The following is a 20,876-nucleotide window of genomic DNA, read 5'->3' on the forward strand; positions in this document are numbered from 1 at the left end:
TCCCCCGGCGCCGTCAGGCGGCGCGACGGCGGCTGGCCCGCCGCTTCGCGCGGATCACGCGCGCTCGAGCGGTCCGGGCATGGATGTCGTGGACGGCGACGGCCTGGGTGCGCGAGTCGCACGCGATCCCCGACCTCCACCGGCACGAGCAGGTGGGCAGGACGCACTCGAACACGCCGAAGCAGTCGACGACGGTGACGGCGGTGAACGTCGGCAGGTGTGCCATCGCGATGTCCTCTCGGTACGACCGCGGTCAGGCGGCCTTGGTCGATGCGGCGAGGTACTGCTCGACGACGCGCACGGGGACCCGCCCCGCGTTCGGCACCTCGACGCCGTTGGCACGCGCCCAGCGGCGCACGGCCTTGGGGTCGATGGCGCGCGGCGCCGGCGCGGGCCGTGACGGTCGCGCCGGGTGCAGCTGGCCGCGCAGCTCGTCACGCCGGCGCTCCAGCTCCTCGAGCTCGGCGCGGATCTTGCGCTCCTTCGCCGCACGCTCGGCCTGCTCCCGCGCCTTGGCACGCGCGGCCTCCGCGGCGGCGAGGCGCTCTGCCTCCTCGGCCTGCAGCGCGCTCTGGAGCGCACCCAGGACCTCGGCGGCCTTGGTCGCCAGGCGCTTGGTGCGCGCCCGTGCTGACTTGCTCCCCCGCGCGATCAGCCCAGCCGCCGAGTCGGCGGCCGGCCCGGCGACGTCGTCGTCCTGCGGGTGCTCCGGCGGCTCCGACGCGGCCGTGTCCTTCGCCGCGGCCGCGTGCTCCGGCACGGGCGCGAGCGACGCGGCCGGCGCACCCGGCGCCGGGTTGGCCGTCGGCGGAGCCGGGGGGCGCTGCGCGGTGCCACGCTGCGGCGCCGTGCTCGGGTCGGTCACACGCTCGAGCTCGGCGCGGTTGATGTCGGCTGCGACGACGTCGACGGCCCATGCGACCTTGTCCAGGTCCGGGAAGCCGTGCGCGGTGGCGAGCTGCCGAACCCGCGAGGTGGGGTAGTTCGTCGCCGTCGCGGCGAACGCCGGCGATCGACCGTCGGCGAGCAGCTTGAGGATCGTCAGCTTGTCGACGTCGGGGACCGGCGCCCAGCCGGTCGAGGTCTCCTGCGTGGTGCTGGTCGATACGGACATCAGGGTGGCTCCGTTCTGATCACTGGTCGCGCAGCTTGCGGCGCTCTCGCTCGGACAGACCGCCCCAGATCCCGAACCGCTCGTCGTTCTCCAGGGCGTAGCTGAGGCACTCGGCGCGCACCGTGCAGTTGGCGCACACCTTCTTGGCCTCACGCGTGGAGCCGCCCTTCTCGGGGAAGAACAGCTCGGGATCGGTCTGGGTGCACAGGCCATCGGCGACGAAGTCCGGCGACAGCCCGAGCACGACCGCGATCGCAGTCATGACCGGACCACGGGCTTCTGCCACCCGAGCGCGGCGAGGCCCTCGACGAGCGCCTCCATCGACAGCGACTGGCCCGCAGACAGCCAGCACACGTCCGCGTAGAGCTCGCGTGCGGCGGCCGCGACCGGGTCGGCAGGGAGAGCGGTCAGCAGAGCCGGGCCGGGCGCGACGAGCGTGTACGGGATCGGCTCGTCCACGGCCATGGTGTCGAGGGTCAGGGTCTCCACGTCTTCCTCCATGTCGTTGGGCACTGCGGTGGTCAGCGCCGCCTGCACGAGCGGGCCGAGAGTGGTGCGGGTGTGCTCGACCAGCTGCCGACGAGCGCGGTTGGTCGCTGCGATCCGCGCAGCGACGTCGGGTCCCGTCCACACCGCTGCGGCGTCCTGCGCTCGCTCGGCGAGCTCGCGCTCGAGGCGCCGGTGCTCCAGGTGCGCGGTGCGCATGGCGACGAGCAGGGCGCCGGCCACCAGCTGACGCAGGAGGACGTGGATCAGCGGCCACGACGCCTCGACGTGCTCGGTGTACGCCCACCGCGGCTCGACGAAGGTCCGGCGCGTGTAGCTCAGCCCCTGCGCCCCGAGAGCCAGGCCGCCGCCCCCCACGCACCAGGACGTCGCGGAGGGCACGGCCGGGGTGGCGGTGCAGCTGCACTCGGCGAGCAGCTCGGGGCAGTACCGGCTCGCGCAGACGACCAGCTGCCACGGTGTTGCTGGTGCGACGACGGTCATGGCGCTCCCCCTTTGGTGGGCTTCTGGTTCCGGTAACTGCGATCCGGGACCCGCTTGTGACACCGGAATCAGTGTCGCTTAAACCCTTGTCTTAGACAATGGTTGTGCGGAGTAGAGCACCAGAGCGGATCTGGCGAGCGATCTGGGCTCGCGCGTACCGCAGCACCTCCTCGACGCTCTCCGCGGGCCCGGCAGCGCCGACGGGCATCGCCGCCACGGCGTCGCTGAGCGCGCCGCACAGGTGCTCTGCGAGGTGCTCGACGGCGGCTCGGACGGCCAGTTCAGCCACCTGCGCGCGCACCTCCACCGGCACGCCCGGCAGAGCCGCCGCGACCTCGTCGACGACGCGCTCAAGCTCGTCGTGCATCGCGCTCACCTCCGTCCGGCCGGCGCGGCCGCGCGGCGCAGCTGCTGGGCCACGCCGAGCAGCTCGCGGCTGACCGCGGTGTAGTGCGCTGCGATCGCCTCGAGGGCCGTGGCGCTGTCCTGGGGGCGCTGCGAGTGCTCGGGCGCCCGCCGCGCCGCGGCCTTGGCCTGGGTCGCGTCGTTGGCGTACTGCAGCGCGCGCCGTGCGAGCATCCGCACGGGCTCGAGCGGGTCCTGCGCCAGGCGCTCGAGCAGGCTGGTCTCGACCGGCATCGTGTGGATCACGCCCGGCACGCACAGGTGCTCGTCGTGGATGGTCATGCGCGGTCCTCCTCGGGCTCGGCGAGCGGGCGACGAACGCTGACCGCGTCGTCCTCGTGCAGGCTCAGGTCGCCGACCTCGCCGTCGTCGGCACGCCAGGCGACGCACACGTACTCCTCGCCCGTGGGGTCGACGTCGACGGCCTCGACCGCGGCCCACTGGTCGACGAGCTCGTCGACCAGGACCAGGTCGCCCACGGCGAGGCGTGCCGCGGCGGTGGTGACCGCCGGCGCGTACCCCTCGAGCAGGTCCGCGCCGCCGTCGTAGTCGGCTGAGTCGATCGCCTCGTCCTCCAGCGGGGCACTGCTCGCGGCCGTCAGGGTGCGGGGCCCAGCTCGGCGACCCAGAGCCGCGGCCGCGGCACCGACCTGGCGGGGCGTCGCCTCACCCGCAGGCACGAGGCGGCACTCGAGCAGCTGGTGCCACTCGCTGTTGGTCTCGCCGTCGAGGCCGTACTCGGGTCCGAGCTCGACCTCGAGTCGGGGGTGCGTGCTCGTCGCCGGGCGCAGCGCGTCCAGCAGCGCGAGGTCGTCACCCTTCTGGTCGCGCGTGGCCCGACGGGGGTCCGGTGTCCAGAGCACCTGGACCTCGGTGACACGCTCGCCGTCGGTGATGCCGGTGCCGCGGCCGCGGATGCTCCGCGGCACGGACACCCCGAGGTAGGGCGACTCCCACATCATCTGCGCGCCCTGGGGCGACAGGCGGCCGAGGGCGAGCCGGGAGTCGAAGTTGTCCCTCATGCTCCCGGTCATGAAGTCGGCGTCGGGGCGCTGCGTCCCCAGCACGAGGTGGATGCCGGCCGAGCGCCCCTTCTCGGCGATCGCCGCGACCCACTCGAAGACGGGCGCCTTGGCCGCCATCCCGCGCAGCTTCACCGACAGGTACCAGGACGCCACCTGACGGTGAAAGTTCCGGAACTCGTCGAGCACCAGGACCAGCGGCTCGAAGTCACCCTCGTCGGCGCCGTGCTCGATCGCGGCGTACCGCTGCTCCATCAGCTCGTGGGCGGCGTAGATCACCGCGATCATGTCGACGACGGACGTGGCGACGATCTGCACGTTGGGCCAGTCCCGCAGCCCCATGAACTCGATGCGCTTCGGGTCGCAGATCCACACCGCCCAGCCGCGCCGCGCGGCCTCCATGACGACGCCGTTGATCGCGACGGTCTTGCCGGTGCCGGTCTTGCCCACGACCATCAGGTGCGGCCCTGACCCGGCGAGGTTCCAGCAGATCGCGTCGTTGTACTCGTCGATGGCCAGCGTGATCCGCTTGAGGTTGTCCTTGGTGATCGGCTCGGGCACGTGCGGCACGTGCGTCGGCATCGTCGGGCGCTGCTCGAAGCGGACCCGGTCCTCGGTCAGCTCCCAGGTGGCGCGCCATCGGCCCGGCAGGAGCGCGCCAATGGAGTTCTCGATGTACGAGCGGGCGTGCTGGCGGGCCACCTTCGACCCGAGGGAGTGCCGCACCCGGATCGCGGTGACCTCGTCCTCGACGACGTCGAGCTCGACGTGTGCGCCCTCACCGAAGACGCTGCGGACCACGTTCTCCGCGCGCACCACCGCGGGCGAGGTGGGCGCCTCGCTGCGCTGCGGGACGGCGCGCAGGTGCAGCCGGCACCGGCGCCGGTCGAACGAGTCGATCGAGTAGGCCACGCCGAGCCGGCGCGAGGCGACCTCGGCGACCTTCGCCGACCAGTCGACGGTGTCCGCGGAGCCAGGCGCGTACAGGATCCGCAGCCGTGCGGGCACCGGCTCCCGGCCGCGGGTCCAGCGCGTGCCGTGGACGCTGGTGCGGCTGGGTGCCCGGTGGCCCAGGAGCGGGTGCACGGCGAGCACGAGCATGTCCAGCGCGAGCCGGCGCCGGCCCTCTCGCACCCCGTGCGCGATGACGAGCACGATCCCGAGGAGACCCAGGGCGGCTGTCGCGCGTGGGTCGGGGCCGACCCGGAGGATCTCGCCGGCGCCGGCGAGGACGAGCGTGGCCGCCGTGACGGCGAGGGCCGAGGACGGCCAGGAGCGGTCCGGCGGTGGCAGCGCGAGTGCCGGTTCGGTGGCTGCGGGCCACGGGGTGCGGGTCGATGGCATGTGGGTCTCCCGGAGGCGAGGCGCTCGGTCACCTCCGGTAACTGCCGGTGCGGCGTCGCGTGTGACAGCGGCTGCGCACCGAGCCTCGATCGCGGCCCGACGATCACGACCTACGGCTGACGGTTGCTCGGGCTGGGGGCAGACGTCGGGCACGTCGACGTCGATCTCGACGTGGTGGTTATGGATCGTGATCGAGGGAGCTGGCTCGGATGGAACGGCAGGCAGGAGCCGGTCGGCGATGACGGTGGCGGCCACAGTCACGACCGAACCGGCAACCGCCGCGACGATCGCGATGACGAGCGGGTGCTGAGCCAGCCGGCGCGCGCTCGAGGGGCGCCGCAGGTCGCGTCTGCGGGCGTCTCGACGGCGCGGCGCCGGGGGGCTGGTGGTCACACCGGATGCATCGACTCTCGGCGTGCCGAGATGTTCTTGGGCCTCGTCCGGCGCGGGTCGGACGCTTGCTGCTGGCTGCGGGAAGGGGGTCACAGACCTTGTCCCCGAGTCGCGAGCCGACACACAGGACGCCGCGCGAAGTTCTCGCACAGTGAGATGAGTGCCGGTCATGAGGCGCAGTCGAGCTCCCGGGAGCACCTACCGTCGCGTGCTGCTGCACCACGGCCGGGCGCGCTGACGTCTACCGCGGCTGGCCGGCTCTATCGGGCGGACCGGCGTCAGCGCCGGCGACGCCACCACGGTCGTGTCGCACCGGCAGGCTCGGTCTGAGGCAGCGAGCCGGCGGTCGAGGCCGGCTCGCCAGCGTCGTGACCGAACACCGCGCGGATCTCGGCCCACTGGCTCTGGCGCCACCAGTCGAAGAGCTGCAGCGTCGTCACCACGGTGACGTCGTTCAGGGAGTCGACGAACTCGCGTCGCTCGTAGGCCAGCGGGGTGCGGTCGCCCGGTGGCTGGCGGTGCTGGTGGTTGACCACCAGGGCCACCCCGCCGACCGGGGTGTCACCGCGCAGCTGCGGCCACGTGCGCAGGTGCCGGCGTGCGGCGTCGACCAGCGCCTCGCTCGGCCGGCCCGAGCTGGACTTGACCTCGAGGAGCAAGCGGCGGCCGCGCATCTCGAGCAGGAGGTCGGCGCTCTTCGTCCCGAGCTGAGGGTCCAGGGCGGTCACGCGCAGGCCGGCGGCGCGGAGAACCAGGGCGACGGCAGCCTCCAGGTCGGCGCCGGTCCCGAAGAGCAGCGGTTCGCGCACCTGCTCGGCGCGGTCACGCTCTGCAGCGAGCTCCGTTGTGAGCCGGGCGCGCTCCTGCTCGTAGTTCCGGGCGAGGTCGTCGAGTTGCTGCACCAGTCGCTGCTCCTGCGTGGTCTGGAGTTCGGGTACCTCGGCGACGTAGCGCCGCGAGCGGCGCGCGGCGTTGGGAACCAGCTCGGGGATCGCACGCTCGGCCAGCCACTGCAGGACGGGGCGGTACGACGGCAGCGCCGGCACCACGTAGTGCCGCTCGAGCGGGCGGTCGTCGTCACCGGCCTCAGCGTTGTCGGTCCACACACCGGCGAGCACCTCACCAGCCGCCGTGGTGAGCAGCGGCGTCCAGGTGCCGAAGAACGCGCCTGCCTGCTGCAGCACCACCTGCAGTGACCACCACGGCAGCTCGAGCGAGCGGCGGGCCAGGCGCAGCGCGAGGTCCCGGTCGGCGCCGCTGATCCCGTCGGCAACGACTGGCTGCCCGGCGACCCGGATGAGCGTCCCGGAGACCCAGAACTCGTCGATCCTCGGGAAGTGCACCGAGTCGTCGCCGGCGAAGTACACGCCCCGCAGTGGTGACGGCTGGTCGTTCTCGAGGTCGCCGAACGACCAGACGTGCACAGCGAGCTCGCTTCGCTGTCGCGTGCCGCGGACGAACCGTTCGAGCTCGTCGGCACCACGCCCGTGGTAGATGCAGGGGTCGATCGCGGCGACGGCCTGGCTCGTGTCGTCGCCGACCCAGCGCGGGCGCAGCCCGGCGTCTTCCCAGGGCAGCTGTTCGCTGGCGATCCGAGGACGTGCCTGCCGTGACTCCTCAGGCCACTCGGCCTGCTGCTCCTCGATCCGGTCCCACTTGGCGGGCGCGTGAGTCCCGACGTGCACGTCGAGGAGGTCATCCATGGTCGGGACCATACGGCGGCCGCCAGACGCTGCGCGGATGAGCTCGGCGACCGACGTCAGTGTGTGCCTCGTCGACGCCGAGCGGGCTGCAAGCCTCCGACTCGGGGTGCTCGCTCGGCTATGCCTCGTCGCGGAGGAACGTCGTCGCGGCAAGACCACCCTGACGCAGCAAGTCCAGGGCCAGGGACCGTGCTGCGGCCCGCAGTCCGGCGACGTCGTCGTCGGCACGGACCTCCCGCGTGGAGGTCTCGACCTCGTACAGCGGCCGGCCCTCGATCCGGTAGGTGTTGGTCAGCATCGGGTGCGGGCGTGCCAGGTGCAGCGGCGTGCCGGCCGGCTGCGTCCAGGCGATGCCGACGCGCACGGCGTAGGTGCTGCGATCCCCCGTGGCACGCGCGGCTGCGGCGATGCTCGCGACCAACCGCAGCACGGATGACTCGAGCTCATCGGTCGGCGCCGCCAGCCCGGCGAAGCCGTTCACTTCGGGCTTGCGCAGCTGTTCGACGAGCGTGACTGACCCGTCGAAGTGCAGGTCGCTCTGGAAGCCGTCACGGTCACCGTCGCCGGCGGTCAGCCGGCGCAGTCCGGGCACGGTGTTCACGTCGGGGAGGATGATGAAGTCGTCGACCGCAGCGGCGCGGATCTCGCGGTACAGGTCGTGGGTGGCGAGCAGCCGGTCGGCGGCCTCCTTGTGGGTGAGCTCCAGCTCCGGCTGCGCGTCGACCGGAACGCCGGCTCCGACGAACCACGTCGGCCCCTGGTGGAACAGGTGGCGGGCCTGACGCTCGGCGGCGGCGTACCGGTGCTCGAGGAGCTCCTCGAGCGCGGCGCCCCGCCGGAAGCGGCGCCGGTAGGCGTCCTCCAGGGCACGGTCGGTCATCCACTCGGTCAGGGGCCCGTACCGGTACGGCGCCTTGAACGCCTCCTTGCCCACGCGCAGCAGGTGCGGCACGTCGGGGCTGTCCGGCACCCGCACCACGAGCGCGCGCCGAGACCCGTCGGGGCTCATCACGGGGACCAGCTGCAGGCGCGCGACCGGTGGGTGCACCTGTGCGGCGGCGGACTGCCGCAGCCGCTTCTCGACGTCGTCGCGGTCGAACGGTCCGACGTCGACCAGCCGCATCGCGACCTGCGAGCCGTCGTCGTCCGTCGATCCCTCCGCGACGCCGTAGACGATGCACCCGCCTCCGCTGTTGGCCATCGCGGCCACGTCCTTGGCCCACTCGTCCTGCCAGCGCCCTTCGCTCTCGTCGAACGGCAGCTTCTGCTTCCAGTCCAGGGAGGCGCTCTCCGGCACCCGAGCGGCGACGCACGCCTCGAGCAGCTCGTACGTGAGCTCCGACGGCGCGCGACCCAGCGCGCGGTGCATCGACGTGTACACGGGCGACCTCTCTGAGCGATCGTGGCGCCGCCCAGCGTAGAGATGGATGCAGCGCTCTAGCGGTCACTCACGTGCGTTACACCCGGGCTATAGCCGGGTGCTTGCCCGTTGCCTGCCGCTTGACACCCGGGTTACGCTCGCCTAGCCCGACGAAGGAGTGGCGGAGCGAGCGGCACCCCGGCCGCCAAGGACAGTCCGCCTCCCCACCGCGAGGCCGCGGACGGTAGCTGGTCGAGGATCAGGCGCCGGCAGGCGGACCCTGGGGAGTCAGGCTGCTGCCGAGGTTCACGCCACGGCTGCTCATGAACGGCATGGGGTCGATCGCCTCGCCGTTGACGATGACCTCGAAGTGCAGGTGGCACCCCGAGCTCGTGCCGGCGCCCTTGGGGTCGAGGTCCTTGTCGCCGCCCATCCCGCCGATCTGCTGGCCGGCCTGCACCTGGTCGCCGACGTCGACCATCAGGCTCCCGGTCAGGACGTGCAGGTAGCGCGTGATGGCGCCCTGTCCGTGGTCGATCGCGATGACGTTCCCGTAGCTCGTCAGCCCTGCCGCGGTGACGGTCCCGGCCGCGGCCGCGTACAGCGGTGTGCGGCAGTCGTTCGCGATGTCCTGCCCCAGGTGGTACATCGAGGCGCCGGGGATGCCGGTGTTGCGGGGCCCGAAGCCGGACGAGCGCGAGCCGACGGCGGGGTTGGCCCAGCCCTCGAGGGAGACGCCGGTCGCGTCACCTGCGACCGCGCAAGGCGCGTCGTCCTCGTGCAGGAGGTCGGAGATCGCGGCCTCACCGGAGATGGCGGCCACCACCTCGACGGCGGCGTCCCACCACTTCGCGTAGTGCCACGGGTCGGCGTTTCGCTGGACGGCGTGCGCGGCCAGCGTGGGCGCCATCGCACCCCAGTCCGGCACGGTCACCAGCCGCTCGTAGAACTTGCCGGCCGCGTAGACGGGGTCCATCACCTGCTCCTTGGTGCCCCAGCCGAGGCACCACTGCTGCTGGAACAGACCCAGCGAGCACGTCAGCGCGCCGTCGGGGTTGGTGACCCCGTGACGGTCGTCCCCGTAGCCGACGTTGACCAGGGACGACTCGCCCATGGCCGTCATCACCGCGATCGTCTGCCCTCGCAGCGGGACGCCACGCTGCTGCCCGACCGCGACGATCGTGGCGGCGTTGGCCAGCTGCTCCTGGGACCAGCCACCGACCTGCACTGGCAGCTGGTCAGGAGGCAGGGCGGTGATGGGCGATCCCTCGCCGGTGCAGCCGCCGTCCTCGGACTCCCCCACGCCGCCGAAGGACGCCGACACCAGTGCCATGCCGACCAGGCCGACGGGGACAGCGAAGACCACGAGCAGGGCGACGACGACGGCCGCGGCGATCGCGGCGGTGCGCTTCACGGGGCGTCCAGCGGGCGCAGCCGCTCCACCCGCCAGTGGCTGGCTCCGTCCTCTCGCGAGAGCAGGACGTCGTACGCGCCGGCGTCGGTCGTCGCGGTGACGGCGGCCAGCAGGTCGGACTCGGCACGGAGCGCGGGGTCGACGTGCTGGACCTGCATGTAGGGCACGAGCCGCGGGTCGACGCTGGCGTAGATCGGGGCAGCGGCGGTGCTCAGCAAGGGCTCCAGGCGTGTCCACCACGCGGCGGCGTCCACCTCGGAGCCTGGCCGCGCGAAGGCCTCGAGGGCGGCTGTGGCGGCCTGCGTGGCCGCGGCGGCGACAGTGGCGTCCCAGACGGCCGGGGCGGGCGCTGAGGACGCCACAGGCTCGTCCAGGTTCTCGTGCGCGTGCTCGTGCGAGTCGTGCTCGAGCTGGTCGGGGACGTGGCCGGGCGACGGCTCGGTGGATCCCGATGCGGGGGCCGGCCTGCTGGACGCGGGTGCCGGCGAGAAGGGCGCGGGCAACGCTTCGCTCGGCTCACCGCCCGTTGCCTGCGGCTGCTCGTGCCCGCGCGAAGAGAGCACCACGACCAGGGCGACCACCACGACGGCGAGGAGCACCAGGGCACGCCGGGCGCTCACGCTGCACCGCCACGGCGTCGGCGCCGCTGCTCGCCGCTGGGCTGCAGGATCTGCACTCCGGGTGTGGCCGCCGGACGGACGGTGTAGCTGCGCCCGGTCTGCTCGTCGACCACACGATCGCCGTCGTGCCGCATCTGCACCGCGCGCAGCCGGGCACGGACCTGGTCGCTGCGTGCCGCTCGAGCCGCGCGAGCTGCCGCCCCCGTCGTCGAGGCGCCGGGCCCGTTACCGGTCGTCTGCGCGGCACGAAGAGCGGCCATGCTGGCGGCCCGGCCGGCGGCGGTGCTGGCGTTCTTGGCCGTCGTGGCGGCCGCGGCCTTCGCCCCGCCCGCGGTGATGGCGCGCTTGGTGGCGGCGCCGGCGACAGCGGATCCGCCGGACGTCGCGGCAGCAGCACCGACCTGGATGGCCAGGCTGGCCCCCTGCGCAATCCGACCGCGGACGCGCGCCGCAGCGGCGCCGCCTCCACCGGGCCCCGCCGGGAGGGCCGGCCGCCCACCCGGCCGTGGCGGCCCCGGCCTCGAGGGCGGGGCCGGCGGCAGCGCGGGACGTCCGCCCGCGGCGACGAGCTGACGGACGCCTCGCGCGGAGGACACCGACGCGCCGGCGCCCACGATGGACGCCGCGGTGCGTGCCGCGTCAGCGACCGGCGCGACCGCCGGCCCTGGACCCGGACCCGGACCCACGAGCGGGGATCGCGGTCCCGGTCCGCCCTGAGGCAGGCGAGGCATGCGCATCCGGGGAAGGCGCGGAAGGTGCGACGGCTCGGGAGCCATTGAGGAGCCGCCCAGCCGCGCGAGCCGGTCGGCGACGTTCTTGAACGCCCGCTTGGCCTTGCTCCGGAACAGCCACAGGACCACCCCACCCACGACGAGCAGAATGTCGACGAGGTAGATCCGGACCATCCACGGCAGGCCCGAGGAGGACCCGAAGAACTCCTCCAGCAGCTGCATCCACACGACGACGAAGACGATGGAGCAGGTGAGCATGAACATCGCGAACAGGGCCATCGCGAGCGAGCGCGACAGGGCGGCACGCGAGGAGCCCGGCACGACGCCCATCACGAGTTGCGGCACCAGCCGCACTGCCGTCCACGCCGCGCCGAGCACGGTCACCAGGACGAGCGTGACGACGAGCATCGAGAAGATGAACAGGAAGTAGGCGGTCGGCAGCACCGACAGGACGGTCATGCCCTTCATCGCGTCGGGGTTGTCGGCGTAGGCGCCCAGTTGCTCGTTGCAGCTGGCGAGCTGGCTCTGCGCGTCCTCGCCCGCCACGGCGGCGTCGTACGTGCTCTCGCACGAGGTCCCGTCGATGACCTGGCCGTAGTTGATGACCTGGTGCGGGATCCGCACCATCGAGTCGACCAGCGCCGTGGTCAGTCCGTTGCGGTACTGGTCGACGTCGGCGGCGCCGCCGACGTCGCCGGACGCGACCGCCGAGGCGAGTTCGATGCCGGCGTCACGGCCCTGCATGAGCATCCCGTTGTCGCCGGCGATCGTCTCCATCGGGTCCGACAGAGCACCGAGCGCCAAGCTCGCGATGACGCAGCCGAGCAGCAGCTCGACCAGACCGCCGGCGTAGCGACCGCGCAGCAGCCACCAGCTGCCCACGACCGCCAGGATGATCAGCATCAGCGGCATGAGCCCGAGCTGGTCCATGAAGTCGCCGACGAGCTCGGACAGCCCTCGCATCGGGGACAGGATCCAGTCCATCCACGACAGCGACAGCGACCAGTTCAGGACCCAGATCTCGACGGCCGTGACGATCCGGTACGAGGCCCACGCCCCGTCCATGACCGAGGCCCACATGCGCTTGTCCCAGTCGCCGGGGTTCCACGAGGAGCCCTTGGAGACGGACAGGTTCATGTCCCACACCGAGATGCCGCGCGAGTCTGTCAGCTCGAACCCGAAGGGGTTGTCGGCACTGCCGTCCCCGCCCGCCGCGGCCATCACCGCGCCCGCCGGTGCCGCGGTGGGCGCGGCCTGGGCGCTGCCGGCCCCGATCAGGACCAACAGCAGCCCGGCGACGAGGGCCAGGGCGGTCAGCCGCAGCGGGCGCGGGGAGGTCATGCCGCCTGGCCCGGGGTGGTCTGGACGGCGACGGCGCGGTGAGAGACCTGCGGGAGCAGGACCTTCGCGCGACCCACGCGGGCGCGGAAGTCGCGGATGTAGCACTCGCCGCGGCGCTCGAGCGGGACGCGAGCCTGCCCGTCCTCGTCGGTCTCGACCGGGGAGGTGTTCTCGGTGAGCTCGACGAGCAGTCGCTCGTCGACGACGGCGTCGGGCTCCAGGCCGAGCATCCAGCGCAGCGCCCGGGCGGCCAGGCGCCGGTCGCGGTGACGCATGATCACGCGGAAGGCGATCAGCCCGCGGATGATCTCGTCGCCGAAGTCCGCGTCGTCGTGCGAGCCGAGGATGAGCGCAGCCAGGTGCTTGCGGCCGTCGCGCAGGAACGCGAGCAGCTCCGAGCGTCCCTCCGGCGAGCAGGTCACCGAGTGCGCCTCGTCGACAACGAACACCCCGAGCTTGCGCGGGTTGGAGAAGCACCGCTCTCGGGCGATCGACGCGATAAGCGCGTACACGGCGCGGCCGAAGCGCCGCTCGAGCTTCATCTGGTCGAACCGGTGCTGGACGTTGAGCTCGTCCTCGTCAGGCAGCTCGAGCAGGTGAGTCCAGAAGACCACGATGGGCGCGTCGAGGCGGATCGGCGGCAGCGTCTCGTCGAACACCGCTCGGCCGAAGTCCTTGTTGGAGTAGACGTGCATGGTGCGGGCGAGCTCGCGGGCCTCCTCGCGCTCGGACTGCTCGAGGTGACGAACGAGCGACCCGAGGCTGGTGATGGAGTGCTTCGCCACGTAGCGAGGTCCGAGGACCTCGTTGAGGAGCACCCCTTCGCGGCTGGTCGGGGCGATGCTCAGCAGGGCGGTCAGGAAGCTCTGCGCGACGCGCGCGCCGGATGCGGCAGGGAAGATCCGCAGCGGGTCGAACGAGTGCTCGGCGCGCTCGGCGACGTCCACCACGACAGCACCGGGCACGGACGCGACCGCGGTGCCCCACTCCCCCACCGCGGTGCGGTCGATGACGGTCAGCTCGGCGCCGCGGTCGACGGCGTCCAGGGCGAGCTTCTTCTCCGCGACGGACTTGCCGCTGCCGAGCTCGCCGACGATCCCCACAGCCATCGCGACGTCGAGCTTTGCGCCCGAGCCGGCGAGGTCGACGAGCACGGGTGTCGGGACGCCGTTGGACAGGCCCAGCGCGAAGAGCGAGCCCTGGTCGTCGCCGAGCTCAGTGGTGACCAGCGGGACCGCGGCGGCGAGGTGGAACGCCGGGGCGATCTGCGAGACCTCGTGCACCAGCCGAGGGGCGGGACCGGGCAGCGCGGCCCACCACAGCGCCTCCTGCCCTGTGGCGTCGGCCGACAGCCGAAACTGGGCGTCGGCGTAGTAGTCCGCCACCCGGCGCGCGCTGGCCTGGCACGCCTCGGCGGTCGGCGCCCCGACGGTGAAGATCGCCGTGGCCTCGACCTCCACCTCGAGCGCGTCGGCGGCCAGGAGCTCGCGGTACGCGCTGAGTTCCTCGGCCGCGAGCGACAGCTCGCTCGAGACGCCACCCGCCGAGCCGTCGCGCTGGTAGAGCTGGTCGACGAGGTTGCGGTGGGCCTTGATGTTGCGCTGGGTGACCTCGTCGCGCGCGCGCACGTTCAGCCGCAGCGCCCAGTCCACGTCCTCACCGCACGCGTCGACGTTGCCGAGCCACTCCCCGCCGGGGAACGCCACCCCGCCCGACGGCGTCCCCGTCAGGACGAGCGAGGTCTGGTACGAGGCCTGTCCGCTGTCGGTGTTGATGATCTTCACGTACCGGCGCGAGAGCAGGTTCAGCCCGGCAAGCGAGCCCCGCGGCAGGTCCGTCTGGCCGGCGGGGTCGATCACCGGCTCTCCGATGGACGCCGGCGACCCGAGCAGCGCCTCCTCCGCCTGACCGGGCACCGGCACCGGCAGGTCCAGCTGGAGGCCTCGCTGCTGGGCGTGCAGGTGCAGCCAGATCATCTCCGCGACCGTCGCGGGCCGCGGCCGGAACACCGGCGGCAGCGCCGACCGGATCTGCTCTGCCTGTGCCACACGGACCGCGATCTGCCGCTGCGGCGGCCCGGACCGCGCCATCCCGAGGCTGTCCCGCAGCCCGGTCATCGACGCCCGCCACGGCTCGCTGAGCTTCGAGGCACCGGGATTGCGCAGTGGGACGCACAGCCAGAAGGTGCGCGAGCCGAGCTCGACGTCCTCCAGCGCGTCCAGCGTCGCCTCGCACTCCTGCGCCCACTGAGGCCGCTGCTCGAGTTCGATGCCGCGGATCATCCGCTCCACGACCGTGACCGGGTCGGTCGTCGCACCGATGCCCAGCAGCAGCGCCTCGCCGCGCAGCACGCGCAGCAGCGCGGTGTGCGCGGCTCGGACCTCGGCCTTCTTGTCGTCGGTCCGGTACCCGTACGGCAGCGGCGTCAGCCGCCACAGGGCCCAGCACGTCCCCGACCGCGTCCAGAGCAGGTTGCGGTGCAGGGCGGTGATCTGGCTACGCATGGGAGTCCTCTCGTGTGACGGCGCCGGCGAGCAGCCGCGCGACCCCGCTCAGTGCAGGGCCCGTCGCGGCCGGCACGGCGGCTGCAGGCTTGGCCGAGACCTCGACCTGGGCGCGATGCGGCTCGGTCGTGGCAGGAGGCGTCTCGACCGCTGCCGGGTCGGCCGCGGGCTGGGGCGCCTGGAGAACCACGAGACGGTGACGGACGAGCCGAGGACGGCTCACCCGCAACGGCCGGCCGCGCATGCTGCCCTGGTGCGGCGTGCTGTAGAGCGACACCGCGTCCAGCACCCAGGTGAACGGGTTGCGCCCGCTGCTCGGCAGCTTCCCGGTCCCCCACACGACACCGACGACCACGCAGGCCGCGAAGACCAGGTCGAGCAGGCCACCGAAGTGCGCCCACAGCGCGGTGGTCTTCGACAGCGTGAGCCCGACGCCCGCCCCGCTGAGCACCTGCACGAGGGTGTACGGCCCACCGGGCATCGGCCGGCCGTCGGGCAGCCGGCCCACCAGGATCGGGATCCTGCGGGCCCGCGTGAAGAACCTCGCCGGCTCAGCCATGGCTACTCACCGCCCCTCGTACCGATCAGCGATCGAGCGAGCGCTCAGACCAGATGCCGGTCGCCGACGACCACGACCACCGGGCCGGACGCGCCGACGTCCTCGCCGACCTGGTTCTGGACCGTGAAGATGCCCTGACCCAGCACGAGCCAGGCGCAGAACCCGGCCACGAGCGCCGACATCAGCAACCGGGCGAGCGAGAACCCGTTCTTGAACGTCACGAGCGCGACGAACGCCAGCAGCGCGACGCTCACCACGGCGTTGACGGCCGTCTGGCTCTCGCCGGCGAGACCGGTGATGTTGTCGATCAGGCCGGCGTTCACCGCGCCGGACGCGAGGAGGTTGGTGCTCATGGGAGTGCTCCTTCTGTGGTCGGTGCCGACGCGCCGGACTCGGCGCGCACGACGGGGTTGCTCTGCATCTGGCTGATCTCCCACCGACCCGCGCGGGCGGTGAGCTTGAGGCGGTACTGCGTGGCCAACTCCACGCCCGACGTCGGCGTGACGGCGGAGTCCACGAGCACCTGGGCCGTCTGTCCGTCGTCGGGCGTCGCGCTCGTGTCGAGCTGCTCGGTGGCCCACACGCGACGGACGTCGACGGCGGAGAACGGGGCGGGGGTGACGGCCGTGATCTCCGCACCGGGGGTCACGTACCTGCTGACGTCGCCCTGGCCCGTCAGGAGTGCCTGCAGGAACTCCCCGACGGTGGTCCCCAGGGCGCTGTTCGCGGGTAGGCCGGTCTGGTAGCGCAGCTCGGCGTCACCGACCGGCTGCGGCGCGGGCACGGGCGCAGGCAGCGCGAGCACGCTGGCGGCGGTTCCGTCGCCGGCGGCCGCCACGGGGACCTCGAAGTACAGGCGCTGCGCGGGCAGCGGGTTGCCCGCCTCGTCGGGCCAGGACGCGTCCACGCCGACGGTCACGGACCACACCCCGGGTGCCTCGAGCCGGAGCGTGGCGACCGACGCGTCCGTGATGGTCGCGGCCGCCTTCGGCAGCGCCGAAGCCTTCAGCTCCGGATAGATGCCGCTGGCCGCGCCGGCGTCCTCGCGGGTAGCCGTGAGCCACCCGCTGACGGCTTGCACGGCGCTCTCCCCCACCACCGCGACCTCACCCGGCAGCGGCGCGGGGTCGACGGCCGCCTGGACCTGTGCCGCCGGCTCCAGTGCGTTGACGGCGAGGCCGAGGGGCCCGCAGGCGAGGAGCGCCCACAGAACCGCGGTGCCGGCCCTGGTGGCGAGGGCTGACCCCCCGCTCCACGCCTGGGTCTCTGCGACGGGCAACGTCGACGCGGCGGTCTCCTCGACCTCCTCGACAGGGGTTGCCCGCTTCCGGGTCAGGATCGGCGTCACGGCAGGTCTCCGCCGGCAACCATCGCACCCAGGCGGGTTCGGGCAGCGCGACCCTGCGCCACCCGCTCGCTCGCCATGAGCTGGGCGTACTCCTGGAGCTCGGCCGCCGTCTGCGGGTCGCCGAGCGGGTCCCGGCTCAGTCGCTCGAGCAGCGGGCCGGCCCGGCGCGCCATCTCTCGCCGCACGGCGTGCACGGTCGCGCTGTCGCGCAGGGTGCCCACCGCGGCGCTGTCGTCGTGGTCCATCGCCCGCTCTCCCGTCTGTCGGCGGCTCCTCCGCCCGGCAACACCGGTAACTGCGCCCACGGGCAGCCGTGTGACACGGCCTGCACGAACTCGAACGAGATGTGACGCAGGTCACATCTGGCGGGGCGATTTGGGCAACAGGAGCGGGCAACAGCGCCTGAGGAGCGTCGCGGGGAGACGAGAGGAGCCCCGCGATGTCCGCGACGCAGACCCCGAACACCCGCTCAACCGCCCCCCGCGGGCAGGTCATCGACGACCTCGACCGCGAGTGGACCGACCTCGTGAACTCCGGGCACTTCGCCGCCCACACCGAGCTCTGGCTCGAGCGATGGCCGGCCCTTCGGCCCTACTTCCGCACCGACAGCCGCCCCGCCAGCGCACGCCTGGACCGAGCGCAGGCCGACGAGATCCTCGGCGCACTCCTCAGCGAGCACGCCGACGGCAGTTACCCCGCGGGCCGGATGGTTCTGCAGTGCATGCTCGGCACCGCCGTGACGATCGCCCGCCGGTGCCAGGGCCGCTTCTCCACCTACGACGACGCGATCGCCGAGACGGTCGCCGCCCTCTGGACGGCCATCGCCTGCTTCCCCACCGACCACGCCGACCGAGTCGCCGGTCGGCTGCACTTCGCCGTCCTGGAGGCCGTCGCGGGCCGGCGGACGGTCAAGGTCGCCGAGCACGAGGTACCCCTCCCCTTCGACGTCCTCGACGCGCACGCGCTCCTCGCCGAATCGACGGCCCCCGCCGCCCCCCACGAGCACGCGCTCGGGATCACCGGTGAGGTCCTCGAGGTCATCGCCTGGGGCGTCGACACCCGCGCCCTGACCGCCGACGAAGCCGCCCTCGTCACCCGGCTCTACGTCGTCGACGAGACCGGCGCGACGCCGGACGGCGCAACGCTCGCCGCCGAGCTCGGCATCACGCACACGGCCCTGCGCCAGCGCGCCCACCGCGCCGTGCGACGACTGGCGCAGGCTGTGCACGCCGACAACGCCGCCGCGGGTGCAAGGCTGTGACATGCACTCGACGAAGCGTCAACGACGCATCGCTGCCGCTGCGCGGCACCTGCATCGCCGCGGATGGTTCACCGACACAGGGGCAGGCAGCACGACGCCACCGCCCAGCATGCGCAACGCATGATGACCGCAGTCTGCATGCCGCACCCGCCCTGTCGCACTAGTAGCACGTAGGTATAAGACCGCGATAACGCGGGTTGCATCTACCTTGATTATCGCTGGCGCGGTGCTACTGCTCAGAGATAGGGCCCGTAACCGTCAGGTAGTGACCTGGTACTGCCTCACAGGCGCATCGAGGTGCACTAGCGGCATGCCTGCTTGTCAGTTGCTAGCAACCCTGGGTAGTGTTGCCACTACGCACCGACACCGCGCTCGGCCTACACCGGGCGCCAACCAGGAGGCAAGGATGCTCACAGCCCAGGAGCGGCGGTCGCTCTACCGCGTCATCGCCGTGGCCACCGGCAAGGGCGGGGTCGGCAAGACCTCCATCACCGCCAACGTCGCCGGCCTGCTGGCTGCCTCCGGCCTCAAGGTCCTCGCGATCGACCTCGACTCCCAGAGCAACCTCGGTGAGGACCTCGGCTACACCGGAACCGACCGCGCCGACAACGGCCAGGGTGCCTTCGAGGCGATCAGCACGGGACGAGCGCTGGAGCCGATCACTGACGTGCGCCCCGACCTCGACGTCGTCCCGGCGGGGGAGTACCTCGAGGACCTGGCCGTCACACTCGAGAGCCGACGGGCCCGCAAGGGCGCCGAGGCGCTCGAGGCGCTGGCCCGGTCCCTCCTGCCAATCGTCGACCGCTACGACGTCGTGCTGATCGACTGCCCGCCCAAGGGCCGCATCGTCCAGGAGATCGCCCTCGCCGCAGCCCGGTGGCTCCTCGTACCGACGAAGTCCGACGCCTCCTCGCGGAAGGCCATCAGCCAGATCGGTGAGCGCTACGTCGCCGCACGCGAGGTCAACCCCGACATCGAGCTCCTCGGAGTAGTCCTGTTCGGCGCCGGCACCGCGGCCCATCGACTGCGCGCGGACACGCTCGCGGAGATCGCCGCCGACCTCGACAGCGCTGAGCCTCTGTTCGACGCGGTGATCCGACACGCGGAGGTCTCTGCCGCCCAGGCGCGCAACGCCGGCCAGCTCGTCCACGAGCTCGAGGCCCGCGCCGCCACGCAGGAGCCCTGGTACGAGCGCCTGCGCAAGCGCGCCGGCTCCACCGGCGACAGCGCCCCGGCCGCGCCGACCGTCGCGGCCTCGGTCGGCGGTCTCGCCGGCGACTACCAGCAGCTCGCCGAGGAGATCGTGACCCGGCTCGAGAAGCGTGAGGCAGAGCAGTGAGCACCGACGAGACCCCCACCCCGCCGACCACGTCCGTCGTCGGCCGCCAGAACCTCGGGGCGACCTTCGGAGCGAGCAGCCGCACCGCGTCCCTCGCTGGCCGGCTCAAGCGCCCCGCGCCCGCCCCGGAGCCCGACGACACCCCGGCTGCACCTGCACCGGACCCCGAGCCTGCGGACGACGTGGTCGACGCCGCACCCGCGGCACCCGCCCGCGAGCCGGAGCACTCCGCCACACCGAAGCGACGCACCGCGGGGGAGCGCGCAACCAGGAGCGCCCCGCGCCAGCGCGCCAAGGACCGCGACGAGGCCGGGGCCGGCGGGGCACGCAGCACCAACACCAACTACCCCGTGCACGTGCCGGCCGACCTGGTGCCGCTCTTCACCGAGCGGCGCGACCAGGAGGGCACCAGCAACACCCTTCTCGTCTTCGACGCCATCGACGCGCTCGTCGACCCCGGCAGCCCCGAGCCGTACGCACGCCTGCGGGACGCGATCAGCGCCGACGTCATCGGCGACCAGCCCGCCTCACTGTTCAGCCGCGCCCCGCGACGGGCGCGACCCACCAACGACGGCCCGCGAGCCCGCAGCCAGCTGATGCTCCGGATGTCCGAGGAGAACCGGGCCGTCATCGAGCAGCTCGTCGAGCAGACCGGAGCGCTCGACCGCTCGCACCTGATCACCGTCGCACTGACCCACTACCTCACTCCGCCGACCACGCGCTGAGGCGCACCCACTGCAGGGGGAAGCATGACGACCACGACCACACCGGCCCGGAACACACCGGCCGCGCCGCTGGCCACCGCGCCGGTCCCCGCTCGCAGCGCGCTCAAGCCCCGGCGCCGGCGCGGCCTGACCGCTCTGGGCGTCGCCCTGATCGCCGTCGGCGCGCTGGCGGCGGTGATGCTCGTCGGGCGCCTGTCGGACAGCGTCCAGGTCCTCGCGCTGGCCAGTCCGGTTAGCCGAGGCGACGTCATCGAGGCCAGCGACCTGGCCGTCGTCGACCTGCCCGCCGGCGCCACCACACTCCAGCCGGTCGACGCCGCCCAGCTCGACGACATCGCCGGGCAGCGGGCCGCCACCGATCTGCCCGCCGGGTCGCTCCTCACGCCGAGCTCGGTCACGGCCGAGCTCACACCGCCGGCCGAAAGGTCGGTCGTGGGCATCGCCCTGACACCCTCCCAGCGTCCGAACCTCGACCTGCGCTCCGGAGATCAGGTCCGCGTCGTCGAGACGCCCGTCTCCCAGGGCGACCCGCCGGTCGAGACACCCGCGGCGATCGCCGCGACCGTCATCTCCGTCTCCGCCGTCGAAGGCGGCGACACCGTGATCGTCAACGTCGAGGTCGACACCTCCGACGCCGCCGACCTCGCCGCCCGGGCCGCCACCGGCCGCGTCGCGCTGGTCCTCGACTCGCTGGAGGGCTGAC

General features: G+C 72.8%; 21 protein-coding genes. 4 read left to right on the forward strand and 17 right to left on the reverse strand.

Translation table 11 applies throughout. The features are described 5' to 3' along the window. Positions 1-13: 13 nt before the first annotated feature. From BM048_RS16620 to BM048_RS17980, 17 genes are all read right to left on the reverse strand, one after another. Positions 14-226: a hypothetical protein gene (locus BM048_RS16620; protein ID WP_090034871.1), complete on the reverse strand. Its 213-nt coding sequence runs from the start codon at positions 224-226 to the stop codon at positions 14-16. Positions 227-253: 27 nt separating this feature from the next. After that, positions 254-1,114 carry an Lsr2 family DNA-binding protein gene (locus BM048_RS16625; RefSeq protein ID WP_090034874.1) on the reverse strand — a complete coding sequence of 287 codons (861 nt, stop codon included), beginning with the start codon at positions 1,112-1,114 and terminating at the stop codon, positions 254-256. 19 nt (positions 1,115-1,133) lie between these two features. Further along, positions 1,134-1,376 carry a WhiB family transcriptional regulator gene (locus BM048_RS16630; protein ID WP_090034875.1) on the reverse strand — a complete coding sequence of 81 codons (243 nt, stop codon included), beginning with the start codon at positions 1,374-1,376 and terminating at the stop codon, positions 1,134-1,136. Further along, complete coding sequence (locus tag BM048_RS16635) at positions 1,373-2,104, reverse strand: hypothetical protein (protein ID WP_090034878.1); 732 nt, start codon at positions 2,102-2,104, stop codon at positions 1,373-1,375. The genes BM048_RS16630 and BM048_RS16635 overlap by 4 nt, the downstream gene beginning before the upstream one ends. Before the next feature lie 91 nt (positions 2,105-2,195). Beyond that, positions 2,196-2,471, reverse strand: a complete 276-nt coding sequence (locus tag BM048_RS16640) for a hypothetical protein (protein WP_139224516.1) — start codon at positions 2,469-2,471, stop codon at positions 2,196-2,198. A gap of 5 nt (positions 2,472-2,476) precedes the next feature. After that, complete coding sequence (locus BM048_RS16645; protein WP_090034882.1) at positions 2,477-2,791, reverse strand: hypothetical protein; 315 nt, start codon at positions 2,789-2,791, stop codon at positions 2,477-2,479. Then, positions 2,788-4,875 carry an FtsK/SpoIIIE domain-containing protein gene (locus BM048_RS16650; RefSeq protein ID WP_090034885.1) on the reverse strand — a complete coding sequence of 696 codons (2,088 nt, stop codon included), beginning with the start codon at positions 4,873-4,875 and terminating at the stop codon, positions 2,788-2,790. The genes BM048_RS16645 and BM048_RS16650 overlap by 4 nt, the downstream gene beginning before the upstream one ends. A gap of 671 nt (positions 4,876-5,546) precedes the next feature. After that, the gene (locus BM048_RS16655) at positions 5,547-6,971 is read right to left on the reverse strand and encodes a hypothetical protein (RefSeq protein WP_139224517.1); all 1,425 of its coding nucleotides are present in this window, start codon (positions 6,969-6,971) and stop codon (positions 5,547-5,549) included. Positions 6,972-7,089: 118 nt separating this feature from the next. Beyond that, positions 7,090-8,352, reverse strand: coding sequence for an AlbA family DNA-binding domain-containing protein (locus tag BM048_RS16660; RefSeq protein ID WP_090034890.1), 1,263 nt, complete (start codon positions 8,350-8,352; stop codon positions 7,090-7,092). Positions 8,353-8,590: 238 nt separating this feature from the next. Next, positions 8,591-9,745, reverse strand: coding sequence for a M23 family metallopeptidase (locus BM048_RS16665; RefSeq protein ID WP_090034892.1), 1,155 nt, complete (start codon positions 9,743-9,745; stop codon positions 8,591-8,593). Further along, a complete protein-coding gene (locus BM048_RS16670; RefSeq protein ID WP_090034895.1) occupies positions 9,742-10,365 on the reverse strand; it encodes a hypothetical protein in 624 nt (207 codons plus the stop codon). The genes BM048_RS16665 and BM048_RS16670 overlap by 4 nt, the downstream gene beginning before the upstream one ends. Continuing rightward, a complete protein-coding gene (locus BM048_RS16675) occupies positions 10,362-12,437 on the reverse strand; it encodes a hypothetical protein (protein WP_090034898.1) in 2,076 nt (691 codons plus the stop codon). Before BM048_RS16675 ends, BM048_RS16670 begins: the two co-directional genes overlap by 4 nt. After that, positions 12,434-14,941 (reverse strand): ATP-binding protein, encoded by a 2,508-nt coding sequence (locus BM048_RS16680; RefSeq protein WP_090034900.1) that lies wholly within the window; start codon positions 14,939-14,941, stop codon positions 12,434-12,436. Before BM048_RS16680 ends, BM048_RS16675 begins: the two co-directional genes overlap by 4 nt. Further along, on the reverse strand, positions 14,934-15,500 hold the full coding sequence (locus BM048_RS16685; RefSeq protein ID WP_139224518.1) for a hypothetical protein: 567 nt from the start codon (positions 15,498-15,500) through the stop codon (positions 14,934-14,936). Before BM048_RS16685 ends, BM048_RS16680 begins: the two co-directional genes overlap by 8 nt. 44 nt (positions 15,501-15,544) lie before the next feature. Further along, complete coding sequence (locus BM048_RS16690; protein WP_090034906.1) at positions 15,545-15,853, reverse strand: hypothetical protein; 309 nt, start codon at positions 15,851-15,853, stop codon at positions 15,545-15,547. Then, positions 15,850-16,848, reverse strand: coding sequence for a conjugal transfer protein (locus BM048_RS16695; protein ID WP_139224519.1), 999 nt, complete (start codon positions 16,846-16,848; stop codon positions 15,850-15,852). The genes BM048_RS16690 and BM048_RS16695 overlap by 4 nt, the downstream gene beginning before the upstream one ends. Continuing rightward, positions 16,845-17,093 carry a hypothetical protein gene (locus BM048_RS17980; RefSeq protein ID WP_139224520.1) on the reverse strand — a complete coding sequence of 83 codons (249 nt, stop codon included), beginning with the start codon at positions 17,091-17,093 and terminating at the stop codon, positions 16,845-16,847. The genes BM048_RS16695 and BM048_RS17980 overlap by 4 nt, the downstream gene beginning before the upstream one ends. Before the next feature lie 194 nt (positions 17,094-17,287). Here BM048_RS17980 and BM048_RS16700 point away from each other — a divergent pair, with 194 nt between their 5' ends. The 4 genes from BM048_RS16700 to BM048_RS16715 all read left to right on the forward strand — a co-directional run bounded on the left by BM048_RS16700 (position 17,288) and on the right by BM048_RS16715 (position 20,875). Then, positions 17,288-18,109, forward strand: coding sequence for a hypothetical protein (locus BM048_RS16700; RefSeq protein WP_139224521.1), 822 nt, complete (start codon positions 17,288-17,290; stop codon positions 18,107-18,109). Between the two features lie 406 nt (positions 18,110-18,515). Next, positions 18,516-19,448, forward strand: coding sequence for a ParA family protein (locus BM048_RS16705; protein ID WP_175499608.1), 933 nt, complete (start codon positions 18,516-18,518; stop codon positions 19,446-19,448). Further along, complete coding sequence (locus BM048_RS16710) at positions 19,445-20,173, forward strand: hypothetical protein (RefSeq protein WP_090034918.1); 729 nt, start codon at positions 19,445-19,447, stop codon at positions 20,171-20,173. Before BM048_RS16705 ends, BM048_RS16710 begins: the two co-directional genes overlap by 4 nt. 24 nt (positions 20,174-20,197) lie before the next feature. Next, positions 20,198-20,875, forward strand: a complete 678-nt coding sequence (locus tag BM048_RS16715) for an SAF domain-containing protein (protein WP_090034921.1) — start codon at positions 20,198-20,200, stop codon at positions 20,873-20,875. Position 20,876 lies beyond the last annotated feature (1 nt).

The sequence above is a fragment of the Cellulomonas marina genome, assembly GCF_900111925.1.
GTDB lineage: Bacteria > Actinomycetota > Actinomycetes > Actinomycetales > Cellulomonadaceae > Cellulomonas > Cellulomonas marina.

What these genes read in the sequence shown, in the direction of transcription:
- BM048_RS16620 (WP_090034871.1), bottom strand. Translation starts at nt 226, where the DNA reads ATGGCACACCTGCCGACGTTCACCGCCGTCACCGTCGTCGACTGCTTC.
- BM048_RS16625 (WP_090034874.1), bottom strand. Translation starts at nt 1,114, where the DNA reads ATGTCCGTATCGACCAGCACCACGCAGGAGACCTCGACCGGCTGGGCG.
- BM048_RS16630 (WP_090034875.1), bottom strand. Translation starts at nt 1,376, where the DNA reads ATGACTGCGATCGCGGTCGTGCTCGGGCTGTCGCCGGACTTCGTCGCC.
- BM048_RS16635 (WP_090034878.1), bottom strand. Translation starts at nt 2,104, where the DNA reads ATGACCGTCGTCGCACCAGCAACACCGTGGCAGCTGGTCGTCTGCGCG.
- BM048_RS16640 (WP_139224516.1), bottom strand. Translation starts at nt 2,471, where the DNA reads ATGCACGACGAGCTTGAGCGCGTCGTCGACGAGGTCGCGGCGGCTCTG.
- BM048_RS16645 (WP_090034882.1), bottom strand. Translation starts at nt 2,791, where the DNA reads ATGACCATCCACGACGAGCACCTGTGCGTGCCGGGCGTGATCCACACG.
- BM048_RS16650 (WP_090034885.1), bottom strand. Translation starts at nt 4,875, where the DNA reads ATGCCATCGACCCGCACCCCGTGGCCCGCAGCCACCGAACCGGCACTC.
- BM048_RS16655 (WP_139224517.1), bottom strand. Translation starts at nt 6,971, where the DNA reads ATGGATGACCTCCTCGACGTGCACGTCGGGACTCACGCGCCCGCCAAG.
- BM048_RS16675 (WP_090034898.1), bottom strand. Translation starts at nt 12,437, where the DNA reads ATGACCTCCCCGCGCCCGCTGCGGCTGACCGCCCTGGCCCTCGTCGCC.
- BM048_RS16680 (WP_090034900.1), bottom strand. Translation starts at nt 14,941, where the DNA reads ATGCGTAGCCAGATCACCGCCCTGCACCGCAACCTGCTCTGGACGCGG.
- BM048_RS16685 (WP_139224518.1), bottom strand. Translation starts at nt 15,500, where the DNA reads ATGGCTGAGCCGGCGAGGTTCTTCACGCGGGCCCGCAGGATCCCGATC.
- BM048_RS16690 (WP_090034906.1), bottom strand. Translation starts at nt 15,853, where the DNA reads ATGAGCACCAACCTCCTCGCGTCCGGCGCGGTGAACGCCGGCCTGATC.
- BM048_RS17980 (WP_139224520.1), bottom strand. Translation starts at nt 17,093, where the DNA reads ATGGACCACGACGACAGCGCCGCGGTGGGCACCCTGCGCGACAGCGCG.
- BM048_RS16700 (WP_139224521.1), top strand. Translation starts at nt 17,288, where the DNA reads ATGTCCGCGACGCAGACCCCGAACACCCGCTCAACCGCCCCCCGCGGG.
- BM048_RS16705 (WP_175499608.1), top strand. Translation starts at nt 18,516, where the DNA reads ATGCTCACAGCCCAGGAGCGGCGGTCGCTCTACCGCGTCATCGCCGTG.
- BM048_RS16715 (WP_090034921.1), top strand. Translation starts at nt 20,198, where the DNA reads ATGACGACCACGACCACACCGGCCCGGAACACACCGGCCGCGCCGCTG.